Annotated in this window: 13 protein-coding genes and 2 pseudogenes; 5 read left to right on the top strand and 10 right to left on the bottom strand. The window is 43.8% G+C overall.

All coding sequences use genetic code 11. The features are described from left to right. Nucleotides 1–13 precede the first annotated feature (13 nt). Nucleotides 14–528: pseudogene (locus JCM19039_RS27640) on the bottom strand (AMP-binding protein). Nucleotides 529–777: 249 nt separating this feature from the next. Here JCM19039_RS27640 and JCM19039_RS01070 point away from each other — a divergent pair. Then, a complete protein-coding gene (locus JCM19039_RS01070) occupies nucleotides 778–1,143 on the top strand; it encodes a hypothetical protein (RefSeq protein WP_042423020.1) in 366 nt (121 codons plus the stop codon). A gap of 686 nt (nucleotides 1,144–1,829) precedes the next feature. Here JCM19039_RS01070 and JCM19039_RS26990 read toward each other — a convergent pair. From JCM19039_RS26990 to JCM19039_RS01055, 3 genes are all read right to left on the bottom strand, one after another. Continuing rightward, nucleotides 1,830–2,675 (bottom strand): N-acetylmuramoyl-L-alanine amidase, encoded by an 846-nt coding sequence (locus tag JCM19039_RS26990; protein WP_081834248.1) that lies wholly within the window; start codon nucleotides 2,673–2,675, stop codon nucleotides 1,830–1,832. Between the two features lie 76 nt (nucleotides 2,676–2,751). Continuing rightward, nucleotides 2,752–3,588, bottom strand: coding sequence for a sulfurtransferase (locus JCM19039_RS01060; protein ID WP_042423018.1), 837 nt, complete (start codon nucleotides 3,586–3,588; stop codon nucleotides 2,752–2,754). Between the two features lie 153 nt (nucleotides 3,589–3,741). Next, nucleotides 3,742–3,930: a hypothetical protein gene (locus JCM19039_RS01055; protein WP_042423011.1), complete on the bottom strand. Its 189-nt coding sequence runs from the start codon at nucleotides 3,928–3,930 to the stop codon at nucleotides 3,742–3,744. A gap of 114 nt (nucleotides 3,931–4,044) precedes the next feature. Between JCM19039_RS01055 and JCM19039_RS24905 the strand changes: the two genes are divergently transcribed. Further along, on the top strand, nucleotides 4,045–4,239 hold the full coding sequence (locus tag JCM19039_RS24905) for an aminopeptidase P family N-terminal domain-containing protein (RefSeq protein ID WP_238544879.1): 195 nt from the start codon (nucleotides 4,045–4,047) through the stop codon (nucleotides 4,237–4,239). Next, nucleotides 4,224–5,117 (top strand): aminopeptidase P family protein, encoded by an 894-nt coding sequence (locus tag JCM19039_RS01050; protein WP_238544878.1) that lies wholly within the window; start codon nucleotides 4,224–4,226, stop codon nucleotides 5,115–5,117. Before JCM19039_RS24905 ends, JCM19039_RS01050 begins: the two co-directional genes overlap by 16 nt. Nucleotides 5,118–5,158: 41 nt before the next feature. Here JCM19039_RS01050 and JCM19039_RS01045 read toward each other — a convergent pair whose 3' ends face one another. Both JCM19039_RS01045 and JCM19039_RS01040 read right to left on the bottom strand, forming a co-directional pair. After that, a complete protein-coding gene (locus JCM19039_RS01045) occupies nucleotides 5,159–5,677 on the bottom strand; it encodes a 5'-3'-deoxyribonucleotidase (RefSeq protein WP_042423446.1) in 519 nt (172 codons plus the stop codon). Nucleotides 5,678–5,761: 84 nt separating this feature from the next. Beyond that, on the bottom strand, nucleotides 5,762–6,613 hold the full coding sequence (locus JCM19039_RS01040; protein WP_042423007.1) for a methyltransferase domain-containing protein: 852 nt from the start codon (nucleotides 6,611–6,613) through the stop codon (nucleotides 5,762–5,764). A gap of 170 nt (nucleotides 6,614–6,783) precedes the next feature. On the opposite strand from JCM19039_RS01040, the gene JCM19039_RS01035 reads away from it, so the two are divergent. Then, nucleotides 6,784–7,326 carry a YusW family protein gene (locus JCM19039_RS01035; RefSeq protein ID WP_042398263.1) on the top strand — a complete coding sequence of 181 codons (543 nt, stop codon included), beginning with the start codon at nucleotides 6,784–6,786 and terminating at the stop codon, nucleotides 7,324–7,326. A 1,049-nt stretch (nucleotides 7,327–8,375) separates the two neighbouring features. Here the strand turns inward: JCM19039_RS01035 and JCM19039_RS01030 are convergent. From JCM19039_RS01030 to JCM19039_RS01015, 4 genes and pseudogenes are all read right to left on the bottom strand, one after another. Beyond that, nucleotides 8,376–9,223: pseudogene (locus JCM19039_RS01030) on the bottom strand (1,4-dihydroxy-6-naphthoate synthase). Continuing rightward, complete coding sequence (locus tag JCM19039_RS01025; RefSeq protein WP_193744107.1) at nucleotides 9,220–9,816, bottom strand: futalosine hydrolase; 597 nt, start codon at nucleotides 9,814–9,816, stop codon at nucleotides 9,220–9,222. The pseudogene JCM19039_RS01030 and the gene JCM19039_RS01025 overlap by 4 nt, the downstream one beginning before the upstream one ends. Before the next feature lie 11 nt (nucleotides 9,817–9,827). Continuing rightward, the gene (locus JCM19039_RS22850) at nucleotides 9,828–10,268 is read right to left on the bottom strand and encodes a DinB family protein (RefSeq protein WP_081834283.1); all 441 of its coding nucleotides are present in this window, start codon (nucleotides 10,266–10,268) and stop codon (nucleotides 9,828–9,830) included. After that, nucleotides 10,265–11,314 carry a low specificity L-threonine aldolase gene (locus JCM19039_RS01015; RefSeq protein ID WP_042423001.1) on the bottom strand — a complete coding sequence of 350 codons (1,050 nt, stop codon included), beginning with the start codon at nucleotides 11,312–11,314 and terminating at the stop codon, nucleotides 10,265–10,267. Before JCM19039_RS01015 ends, JCM19039_RS22850 begins: the two co-directional genes overlap by 4 nt. Before the next feature lie 175 nt (nucleotides 11,315–11,489). Here JCM19039_RS01015 and JCM19039_RS01010 point away from each other — a divergent pair, with 175 nt between their 5' ends. After that, the gene (locus tag JCM19039_RS01010) at nucleotides 11,490–13,001 is read left to right on the top strand and encodes a Na+/H+ antiporter NhaC family protein (protein ID WP_202963181.1); all 1,512 of its coding nucleotides are present in this window, start codon (nucleotides 11,490–11,492) and stop codon (nucleotides 12,999–13,001) included. Nucleotides 13,002–13,135 lie beyond the last annotated feature (134 nt).

The raw sequence follows: 13,135 nt of genomic DNA, 5'->3' as shown, positions 1-13,135 counted from the left end.
AATTCTTCTTCAGTCACACTGTCCGCAGCAGCGATAACATCTGGCCAATTGTACATACCGGATGCCTCTCATCCCCCATAAAGATGACGCGCTTAAGGTGCGGAAGCTTCCTCAATTGCAACGCACCAGGGGTAGCCTCTTTGAGTTCTGGAATAATATCATATAACATGTCGATATAAGACGTTTCTTTATATTTGTCCATCAAGATTAATGTCGAAGAATCAGATTGCTTCAGTAAATACTCTAACTCCTTCTTTTGATAATTCGTATTGACTGTAACTAAAACAGCGCCCAACTTGGCAGAAGCAAATTGCGTGGTCACCCACTCCGGTTTATTCGTTGCCAGATCGCTACATGGTCACCTTTTTCAATCCCTAGCTGCATAAATCCCCGAGCCGTTTGCCGACATAACTCTTCAAACTGTGCATAAGAAAGCCGCAATCCTCGGTCTCGATAGACGAGCGCTTCCCGCTCTGGCTGTTTTTTTGCTGTGTTTTCAAGAAGGTGACCTAATGTATCATGAATCATTTCTACCATTTCAATAACCGCCTCCTGTTTCGTAAATGAATGTATTACTTGATTCGCTACAACCCATCCAATGTCCTTGCCAAAGTTTCTATTCTATAGTCATAGGGCCCATTTCATTAAGAGCGGTAAGTTTTCCTATCCAGATGGTCGGCAAGTATGAGTCCTATAGGTCTTCTCTCGATTGTATCGCTAAAACACGTACGTTCTGTCCACTGATTGGACGTGTTCGCCTGTTGAGAATCAAGGTGTATGCAAAAGAAGTTAAATCATAAAAATTTTAATTATGTTTTAAAATACTTACATGATGCCTTTAATGAAAGGACGAGGGGGAAAGATGATATGAAAAAAATACTCACGATCATATTAATTTGTGCCATTTTACTTTTTGTATTTTGGCGATTTAATGCCGAACCGGAAATAGCAGAAGAAGAAGCACTTTCGTCTTTCATAGATCAACATAGTAATGACATCGCAGAAATGGAAATATTGTCTATAAATAAACGGTGGGGGAACTATATTATAGAATGGGAGAATGAAGAAAACTGCGAAAAAGGTACAAATACTGTTGATGGAGATACCGCAGCGATTATAAAAGGTGAAGTGACTCTATGCTAATTTAGGTTTTACAATACAATAATTATATATAGATATGCTGAACTAAACATATATTTCTTAGTTCTTATTTGGATGGGTACGCTTTGCACAAAGTTTTTTTTCGGCACCTCCGGTCCCGGTAGTTACTAGCCTCGGAGTTTAAGTGGGTAACTATTTGTCTTTTTCCTCATTGGAACAGAAGTGATCTGAATGCTTCGCTGTCATCATAAGAAACAAGAGCAGTTACGTACTCTGACTCTCTTATGTGACAATCCGCTCTTCAAACGAGTCACTTTAGGACGCTAACTGCCCCATATATTACGATTTGTGACAGTTGACAAAGTTTTTGTGACAACCTAGGTTAAGAATGACGGATTTTTCTCAATGAATTGCCTCAAAAACTGATATTTAAGGCAATTTGAACCTCATCCACTGTTTTTAAAGAACAGCGGAAAGAGGAACGAGCGCATGCCGTACTTGGGGTCTGGTATACACAGTAAAACGGTGGCGAGAGTTGATGTCGCACTTGTGCTGCGGAGTACAAGCATCTGACTAAACTGGCAATCAAGCTCACAATCCCATTCAGGAATATCAATAGGTCAACATATGTACGACTGATTATGAGTGTGGCGGTCGTTAACGACTGTGCACAATTCCTTAGTCATATCAAACCAGGAGGTGCTAAGGCACCTCCTGGTTTGAATAGTTTATACTCTTACGATGTGAATTTCGTCTGCATTTGCGTTAAGTGCAGTCGTTAACGCGTTTAGCACGTTCTGGTGTTCACCATAAGCACCTTCTGCGCTTCCATCCACATACACTTGATACACATCTCCTGACCCAGGAGACGGGTACTGATAGTTGTTGCTACTTCCAACGCGTTGGACGGTAATTTCTCCAGCAGTTCCTAAAGCTGACGACACACTGTTCGTAATATTGTCTGTGTCCCCATAGGCACCTTCTTGAGTCCCGTCAACGATGACACGATACGTTGATGATGGTGGCTCACCACCACCGCCATCTTCTAAATCAAAGATGTCAGCAATCCCGTTTGCATGTCCGACAGCGACCGATTGCAAAAAGCTAGAATCTGAAAGAAGCGCTGCATCGCTTGAATTGTCGATGAATAGATTCTCCGTTAAGATCGCTGGCATCGATGTTTCACGAAGTACCGCGAAGTTTTGTGATTTTTGACCTCGATCAGATACACTAATTTGGCTCATGATCGCATTGTGAATTAACGGCTGAAAATTCACCTCATCTTGGCTTGGAGCAGAATGAATGAACGATTCAAAACCTGTTCCTCCACCTGCGTTGATGTGAATGGAAACGAAATAATCAGCACCCCAGTTGTTTGCGAGTGTTGCTCGTTGACTTAAATCAACAAACACATCCGTTGTCCTTGACATTTCAACCTCTACCCCAGCGTACTCTTCGAGCAAATCTCTCACCCGAAGGCCAATATCAAGCACTAAGTCCTTCTCTTGCAGACCATTGCCTACTGCACCGGGATCGTTACCACCGTGTCCTGGATCTAAAAAGATTCTTACCATGCTTATCATCTCCTTTCGTTACATAAAGACGATAAGCATGCCAATCATCAACACGAAATCAAAATTAGGCTTTGGTTTAGTCCTTTTCGACCTCATTGTCTCCATAAGAAATCCAGTCACTCCAACTTCCTGGATACAGTTTAATATTTTTTAATCCTGCTTTTTGCATGGCAATAATGTTCGCATTTGCGGAAACCCCAGAACCACAGTAGACGATCACTTCTTCTTCGTTCCGTAAATGATCATACATTGCCCGCAAATCTTCCTCTGGCTTCCATGTCCCTCTTGCCGCAAGGTTATCTTTCCAAAACATATTGATCGCTCCAGGGATATGTCCCGCCTTATGGTCCAATGGTTCACTTGTACCGTTGTACCGTTCAGGTGCCCGTGCATCAACAAGCGACACACCGTTTCGATCTTTTCTTTGTTTCAGTTCATCCATAGAAATAACCATGTTCTCATTCACATCGGATTCAAAAGAAACCGGTGTAAGTGTAGGTACTTCCGTTGTTACGGGATACCCTTGCTTCATCCACTCTGAAAAATTCTCATCCATAATCGATGCGTTTTTTTGACCGACATAATGGAGCAACCACCATAGCCGGCCCGCCATCTGACCATGATCGTCGTCATAAATGACGACGTGCTTCTCTTTGTTTATCCCTTTTTCACGAAGCTGCTGAGCGAACACTTCTGGATCTGGAAGCGGATGTCTCCCCCCGTGTGTACCGACAGTTCCTGATAAATCATTTTTTAAATCGAAGAACATTGCACCTGGAATATGAGATTTACGATAAGCTTCACGACCGGCCTTCGCGTCTTTCAAGTCAAATCTGCAGTCAGCAATCATGACATCGGAATCATTCATATGCTCAAAGAGCCATTCCTTTGATACAGTACATGTTGTGTTCATTCGTATCACCTCTTTAAAAATTGCCGCGCGTCCTGATCTTCTTATAGAAGATCAAAGTCCCAACATAGACAAGCTATGATGGGACCCTGGTGTTTTCAATTAACATCCCTTAATCGCCTACTATTCCAGTGCTAGCAATTGTTAGGAAAAGATTTACGTCGAATATGTTCGTTTTTGTAAAACAGCACCTAAAGATACAAACAAAACAGCGGTGGCTAGTAGGACAAGAAAGCTCCAATGTGCTTGTGTACCTGGTGTGAATAACATTGGGAAAAACGCCCAGCCTATCGCAATCGTTCCAATTCCAATACCTAGCGTATACAATCGATGACCTGTTTTCATCATTGCACCCCTCTATATTATCAAACTGTTCTCATGATTTTGTCAACATAAATGAATTAACAAATGTTTATTATTGTAGTAATCTTTAAGAAATAACGAGAAGGGTGTGTTTCCTTGAAGAAACGATTGGACCAACTTAAACAAATGGCAAAATCACAAGGTCAAGAAGCTGTTCTAATTACTTCAACAGCCAACGTATATTACTTAAGTGATTTTTATTGCAACCCGAAAGAGCGATTTCTCGGCCTGCTTTTATATACAGATGACCGTGAGCCTGCCATTATCTGCCTAAAATGGAGACAAGCCTAGCGATTGATGCTGGCTGGACGCACGACATTATCGGCTATGAAGATACTGAGAATCCATTAGAGAAAATTCCTTTCGTGACATCATTGGCGATTGAGGAAGATCATCTCATTGTCGGAAGATACAACGAGCTAAAGCGGCTTCAACCAAGTCTAACGCTTTCTTGCATTGATGGCGCACTGCTCGCACTTCGGGCAGCTAAGGAGGATGAAGAAATTGTCCGTCTACAAGAAGCTGCAGAGTTTGCTGATATCGCTGTTGAACTTGGTGTATCTGTCCTTCGCGAGGGCGTTAGTGAGCTTGAAGTGATTGCCCATATTGAATCTGAATTGAAGGCAAAAGGCATAACTAAAATGAGTTTTGATCCCGTTGTGTTGTTTGGACCAAATGCCGCAAATCCTCACGGTAAACCTGGGACATCAACATTGAAGCGTGGAGATGCCGTATTGATGGATTTAGGTGTCATGTGGAAAGGGTATGCCTCCGACATTACCCGAACGGTCTTTTTCGGCGAACCAACGAGCGCTCACCGTCACGTATATGAAACCGTTCTTGAGGCAAATGAAGCCGGAATTTCAGCTTGTGTGGCAGGTGATCAAATTAAACAGGCCGACATCGCGGCCCGAAACATCATTGAGCGTGCCGGTTTTGGTGAGTACTTCACGCACCGCCTCGGTCACGGTTTAGGCATTGAAGTTCATGAAGCGCCGTCGATGCATGGGAACAATGAAGAGCGTCTAGAAAACGGGATGGCGCTGACCGTTGAACCAGGGATTTACCAGTCTGGGGACATCGGCGTGCGCATCGAAGATGACATAATCGTAACCGTGAATGGACCACTCGTGCTCACGCGCTATCCGAAAACATTACAAATCATTTAAACGCAAAAAAGCAGACAAGGAACGATCCTTCGTCTGCTTTTTTATGTGTTTGCATGAACGGGCAAAAAGAAGTTACGAATGTCTTTCCAATGATCGACGCGAGTGAATCGATCTTCTCCGTGATTGTGAAATGCAGTGTAGAGAATCCCTTCACCCGTAAATCCTTCTAGCTTTGATACGTGATCATCCACGAGGTAATCGGCATGAATAATGCTTTTATCTCCACAGAAAACGAAGTTTTGTGGTGTGAGAAACGGGAAATGTTCACGCAACCACTCGTACTTTTCATTGAAACAAGTGGGTACTTCCATTGCTGCGGTAGCAATAAATAGTTCATAGTGTTCGTCTAACTCTTTCATGACTTCTACCGCATTTTCCATAACTGCTAACCCTCTAAAAAATCCAGGCTCTTGCAAAATTTCATAGATTTCTTTTGTGTGATGCGGTCGTAAATCTTGAAGCTTATGTGTGACCAATTGGTCAGGTTGGATGCTGTCTTCAAAACGCTCATTGTATCGTTTGAGTAACTCAGACACGAGATCCGCCATCACTTCATCCATATCAAATGCAATTCTTTTTCTCAAATTTTCACCCCCATCATTCTAATTGTACTAGAAATACAACTGATGAGCCATTCTCACTCATTACGATCTCGGCTTACCGACAAGCAAGGTCACATCAACCGTTACGTCTAATTCAATTAGACGTAACATCTGCTCTTTACGATTCTCACTCGCATCCCAACTCACTGGCGTCATGTGTATAAGTGCGGGAATGTGTTGATCGGCGACGGTTTTTACATGGTGGACTTGTTCTTTTTCCAAAATATAAAACCGCCTTTCAAAGTTCTCGATCACATCAGTAGGATCGAGAGGACCAATCTGATCTCCATACAGCCGGACGCGCAATTCCTTTAGATATTCCGGTCCCGGCAATGCTTTAATGACGAAGCCATCTGAACGTAATACTCGAGAAAATTCACGGCTATTTACCGGAGAAAAAAGGTTCAATATCACATCAACAGAATCATCTTGAACGGGCAGTTGTTCAAGGTTAGCGACAACCCACATAAGGTTTTCTGTGAAATCCGTCGCCTTTTGAATTGCATCTTTAGATAAATCCAATCCAATTCCTATCGAACCTTCAAGCTGACGTTGAACAGATGCCAAGTGACTTCCTTCTCCGCACCCCACATCTAACAGCTCTCGCGCATCTTCTTTATGCCGCTGAATCAATGCGCCAATGTGTTCAATCATCGGTTGATATAACCCTTGGTTGTAGATGTCCCGTCTTGCCGTAAACATCTCTTTCGTGTAATCACTATTCACCGCTTTTTGGAGTAGGTGTACGTAGCCTTTTTTTGCGAGGTCGTACACGTGCCCTCCAGCACATTGGAGCTGTTTATCAAGGAGCGTCAAGTTTCTGTGGCACGCCGGACAAACTATTAAGTGCCCATGTTCCCGAAACGTTTCAGTGGCAATCTCAATCTTTTTCACAGTGATAACTCCTATCGTTTTAAACTTCTCACATCATATCATAATACCCTCTATAGCTTATTAAACCTGTTGATAAAGATGTATTTTTTAAAAAAACGTCGATTGATTATTATTTTTTTGGACAGGCTAAAGTGAAGCTTCATATTATAATTTTGTGGAGGGTTTACAACATGAAAAAGATAATTCTTTGTACAACAATGATGGTTATGCTTACCGCTTGCGGAACTGGCATGGATGAAACAGACACAAATGGAAACGGAAATGGAGGAACTGATGGTGCGGAAACTTCTGAAGAACCTACAGATATGAGCATGAACCTATCTAATCCTAATAGCCGAGTAGACAATAATGAGTCTGGTAACGGCGAAAATGCGATGAATGAAAACGGATCAGCATATGATCGGGGCGTCGTGGAACTTGAAATTGATATTGAATTTCAAAATGGTGAGGATTGGGAATACGACTACGAAAATCAAAATACGAATGTGAAGGCGGATGTGGAAAAGGGAGAACAGGATTTAGAAGGAGATGAAGCGATTGAGGAAGTAGAGAATTTACTTAAAAATGTTGAGCTTCATGGAGACCAAGGCTCCGAGGAGATGGTTCAAGAAGTTGTTAACGCTCTTGATTTAGAGGATGGCGATTTATATAAAGTTGAACTTTATATTGAATTTGAAAATGGAAACATGTACCAAGTATCACAACAGATGTAAGGTAATGCATTTTTTTAAGCACGAGTCTTTAGTAAATATAGCAAGGTACGTTCTTTAAGCCCTCAAGGTCATTACGAAAAAAGTATTCACAAGTATGGAAGAGAAGTATTGAATATCTTCATGTGATGTGATTCGTTGGGGAAAGGCATATATAATTTCACCTTATATCTTGCCTTAGGTGTTGAGAATTCCTCAAAATAAAGATAGCACATTTCATACTTCTTTTCTTCTATATAGAATGAACTTTAGATTTTCCTGATTTGCGCTGTTGATTGTTGCTTTCCACTACAGGCGGATACTTGCAGTCCAGACTATAAGGGCAACATCGGTGGTCAAAAGACGCCCACCGTATTTTCTTTACACTCCAGAGCACAAGTGCAACATCGGTGGCTAAAAGACAGCCACCGTGTTTACTTGACCGCGAAGGACCGGCCGAGCCTCCTCGGTCTTACGACCTGCGGGGTCTCGTCTCGGCCCAACTTCCGCAGGCGTCACCGCCTTTCGTTCCAATCAACGGTACTGAATCGGCGACGTTGCTGAATTGGGGTTGCTCAATATTGGCATTCAACTCGATCCGTACACTTTGGAGGTCAATGACAGTAGATATTCCTCATTGCTACGTCTATTGTGAACGATTAAGATCGATCTTCAAAGTCGTTGAACGTTAGGCTGTAATGGTTGGTCTACCATTCGTTCGTGAAGAAATTCTTTCGTTCAGCTTATATAGATCGCGCACGAAACAATCTAGATCGCTTTAGAACATCGCAAATCACCTTATACTGGACGATCTATGAACATTCGTTTCTATACCGAACGTAAACCTGTTTATTCATATAAACCTCAAGCGCTAGTAACCATCGGCACCTCCGGTGCCGAAGATATACCGAACGGTCGTCGCATGACTCATGCCGACCTCTCGTTAGCCTTTGTGATGGAAAATGATGGGATTAATAAGTCACGCCTATAAATGAACTGTCCAGCTCAACGAATACACTATAAAGACTGAGAAATGTACTCAATGTAAATCACGGATACGAGAGTGCTTTTTTCTATATTTCCCTTGCCTCATATAGACGCTTAGTGGGAGTAGGAGGGACAATGCCTTCTTCAGCTGCCCGAGCTAGTAGTTCGTGTATCGCCCGATACCCTTCAGTGCCTAAATCTCTAGTAAACTCATTTACATATAGATCAATGTGTGACGCTGCGACGTGTTCGTCCATCTCTTGCGCATGTTCCATCACGTAAGACTTTGAGGCTTCAGGATGCGCCCATGCGTATTCAATTGATTGGCGAATCCAGTCTGTAATTGTGGACACATCAAGCTCTCGCTTGGCAATAATGGCCCCAAGTGGAATCGGCGAGCCTGTGTCAGTCTCCCACCAATCGCCTAAGTCAACAAGTTTAGATAGCCCAAATTTTTCGTACGTAAATCGCGCTTCGTGAATGACGAGCCAGCATCCACCTCACCTTCTTTCACCGCTGGCATGATTTCGTGGAACGGCATGACGACAATCTCACCAAATTGACCTTCTACTTGTTGCTTTGCCCATAACCGAAACAGCATATATGCGGTTGACCTTTCACTAGGGACAGCGACTCGCTTCCCAATCATATCTTGAGCTTGTTTCTCACCGTTTGTAAGCACAAGTGGACCGCACCCTCTTCCAAGTGCACCCCCGCATGGGATAAGGTGATAGTTTTCTAACGCCCAAGGAAGTGCAGCAAACGAAATCTTCATCACGTCATGATCATGGGGGTCTCCGTCAATAGCAAGTGTATTCGTCACATCAATATCTGCATACGTCACTTGAAAGTCAGGTGCACCTTTAATCTTACCGTGCGTGAGTGCGTGAAAGACGTATGTATCGTTCGGACATGGTGAAAATGCGATTTTCATCGTAAAACCTCCATTGTTTTCGCAAGTTGTTCCAACGCCTCAGGAATTTTCCAGGCGTCTCTATCGCGTTTGCCGACATAATTGGATATTGACCGTATTTCGACGACAGGTACGCCGTACTCCTTTGCAGCTGAAGCGACGCCAAATCCTTCCATTCCCTCAGCTACCGCCTTAGGAAACCGCTCTAGTAAATCTAGCGCTGTCTCGTCTGTTCCTGTCACAGTAGATTTGGTGATGATAACTCCTGATTTCATCGTTTGCATAATTTGGGGGGATTCAATACGGGAGGAACCAAACCCGAGTTCTTCTACCGGGATAAAAGAATCCGCTGTCTCTGCCCCTAAATCTGCACAAACAATGTCCGAAGAGATAACAACTTCTAATAGTTCCACTTTTTCCTTAAAGCCACCACCGATTCCGGCATTGATTACGAGATCGTAGTCACCTTTCGCCAACCATATTGCTGTCCTTGCTGCAGCACTTGCGGGGCCAACACCTGCCGTTTCCACTTGGATGTTCGGATTTGTACCGATGCCTTTTTCCACAGCTTTTTTTTCCGCATCAACTGCTGTCATAATTAATATTCGTTTCATTGTCGAACTCCTCACGTTAATGCCCAGTCTGTTTGCCATTGCGTCGGAAGCGGGTAGCCTGCTTGCTTGAGTGCAACATAATATTGTCCCGTATGAATTCCTTCGTGTTGAACGGCAATCTGCATTAATTCTACTGGTGTAATCGTACGATCGTCAAAAGTAATACGGTTCTTTTCGGTATACAAAAAAGCCTCCGCAAGTCGCTCCGCACTAGACAGAAGTAGTGAACGAACAGGAGCATCATCTGGCACCCTCTCGCCTGGGAATTGCACTTTTCCCGAGAATAGCGCTGATCGGTACACGAGGCGCACCCGAATAAGGTGGGCAAACAACTGTGATGGTGTGCCTAATTGTTCAAGAATAGATCCCCCCCATCGTTCTTCGGGAATGACATCTGCTAGTTGATTGTTCAGCGATGTTGCATGCAACAGCCCGTCTGTTTCGATGCTCATCCCTTCCTTTCATCATGTATAGTGTCTTTAACTACGCGCTGCACGGCTGTAATCGTCGCTTCGATTTGAGTGGAGGTCACGTCTTTATGAGTGACAAGACGGATGATGTTCTTTCTATAAGGGTTTGCGAGAACGCCTTCAGAATAGAGTCGGTGTGAGAACTCTTTTTCTGTGCATTGGAGTCCATCTGTTTCGACAAGAATAATATTCGTTTCAACCGGTGTGTGAATGCCCATCCCTGGGATGTTTCCAATCCCTTCAGCAAGACGTTTTGCGTTCGTGTGATCATTCTCTAAGAGCTCAATCATATCGGTGAGTGCAATCTTTCCTGGCGCTGCGATCACACCCGCTTGCCGCATTCCACCACCTAATCTTTTTCGCCACTTTCTTGCACTCTTTATGAAAGTTTGGTCCCCAGCGATGATGGAGCCAACAGGCGCCCCTAATCCTTTTGAGAGGCACACTTGTACCGTCGTGAATGATTTAGTAAAATTCTTAATTGGTTCTCCCAATGCCACACTCGCATGAAACAAACGCGCACCGTCAAGGTGCGTAGGGATTTGATAACGCCTTCCCAAGTCAGTAACTTTTCTCATTTCCTCAGGGGTTATGATGGTACCTCCATGTCGATTATGAGTATTTTCCATGCAAATGAGCCCAGTCTCAGGAGCATGAATATCATCTGGACGAATCGCTTCTTCAACATCCGCGGCGTCCATCACCCCGCGCACCCCATAAACCGTATGAGGTTGCACACCAGCAAATGCTGCAATGGCAGCTCCTTCATAGTGAAAAATGTGGCTTTCTGCTTCCATGATGACTTCGTTGCCCGGCTGGCAATGTGCCAGAACCGCAATTTGATTTCCTTGTGTTCCACTCGACACAAATAATGCTGCTTCTTTTCCGAGCAGCTCGGCTGCGTATTCTTCCAAGTCATTCACCGTCGGATCGTCTTCATACACATCATCGCCAACAACCGCATCTACCATTGCTGCTCGCATCGCTTCTGTCGGCTTCGTTACCGTATCACTTCTAAGGTCAATCATCGACCTGCCTCCTTGTCGTAAAAGTGCAAGTTTTGTAGAAAATAAGGAAAGGTTATCCTTTCGACAAGATTATCGTGCATAATGACCACCTGTCCTTTATAATGCACTAATGGATCATAAGAAACAGTAAAGGAGCGTACCCTATGGACTTTGGATTATTGGCCCTTTTGCCCCTGTGGTAGCCATTATTCTAGCCATCTTAACGCGTAATGTTGTGCCTGCCTTATTTGTAGGTGTTTGGATTGGTGCAACGATGCTTAGTGGTTGGAACCCATTTCTCGGCCTATACGCAACGTTTAATGACTTTATCATACCTTCTTTAGGCGATGAATGGAATGCAACGGTCTTATTGTATTGCGGCTTATTTGGTGTTCTCATCGTCGTATTCCAGACGACCGGAGGTGCCCAGGCGCTAGCGAATGCTTTTGCAAACCGCATCCGCTCACGAAAAGGTGCTCAAGCTTCAACAGGATTTTTAGGATTAACGTTGTTTATTGATGATTACTTTAACGCATTAACGGTTGGTAGCGTCATGCGTTCAATCACAGATAAATTGAGAGTATCTCGAGAAAAGCTTGCCTACATCGTTGACTCAACGTCAGCACCGACATGTCTATTAGTACCGGTTTCAACGTGGGTCGTTTATGTGATGGGCTTAATTGGCACTGAGTTTGTGCGAATGGATATTGACCAAAGCGAGTATCTCATGTACTTAGCCACAATTCCGTTTAACTATTACGCGATTTTGGCGATCTTCACCGTATTTATCGTCATCTTTTTACGATTTGACTACGGACCTATGGCAAAAGCCGAGCTCCGTGCAGTTACAACTGGAAAACTCATTCGTGACGGAGGTCAACCGCCTACAGCTGATGAAATTACACAAGCGGAACCCGTGACTGGCACACCCAAAATTCGAAACTTGCTCGTTCCGATGTTCGTGTTGCTAGCGCTCATTCCACCTCTATTCTTGTGGACTGGAAACTACCCAGAAAACAGCTTTGTTGTTGCAATCGGTGAAGCGGACGGAGGCATCTCGATTTTACTTGCCGCTGTCGCTGCCATTTTCATTGCACTTATTATGGGTGTATCTCAAAAAATGTTTAGCTTCATGGAAGCTGTTGCGCTGATTATGAAAGGCATCAAAGGCATGATGCTCGTTTTCGTTATCTTAATTCTCGCTTGGTCAATCGGCTCTGTGTCATCTGAAGTCGGTACCGATCAGTTTCTCGTAAATGTAGCTGAAGAGTCCCTCATCTCACCGGCGTTGATTCCAATCCTTATTTTCATTGCTGGGGGAATTATCGCTTTTACAACGGGCACATCTTACGGTACCTTTGCCATCATGATTCCGATTGCGATTCCGTTAGCGGTATCGATGGACATTAGTTTACCGTTAGCAATTGCAGCTGTTTTGAGTGGAGGAATTTTCGGAGATCATTGTTCTCCAATCTCGGATACGTCTGTGCTTTCCTCTGCAGGTGCTGCGAGTGACCATATCGATCACGTCAACACGCAGCTTCCGTATGCCATTACTGCTGGGATTGTAGGGATGCTCTGCTTCTTCATTGCCGGCATCACCAATTCATGGTGGATGGCTCTTTTAACAGGGCTTGTAACCATGACGGTCGTCGCCTTCTTGCTTACAAAACTTTGGGGCCAAAAAATACCAGCAGAAAACCAGTGATTTTCATCACTGGTTTTTTTGTCGTCATCGGTTAGTGCACGAATTAACTGCTCGGGGATGGCGTATTGTGTATTTTGTACGTTGACCGATTGCAGTGAATCAGCATCGATCGCCTCTTTCTTATACTCGTTTGC

Origin of the sequence: Geomicrobium sp. JCM 19039, from assembly GCF_000698145.1 — a bacterium.
GTDB lineage: Bacteria > Bacillota > Bacilli > Bacillales > Marinococcaceae > Geomicrobium_A.
The sequence above is the reverse complement of the archived record's forward strand: the minus strand, read 5'-3'. Positions and strand labels throughout refer to the sequence as shown.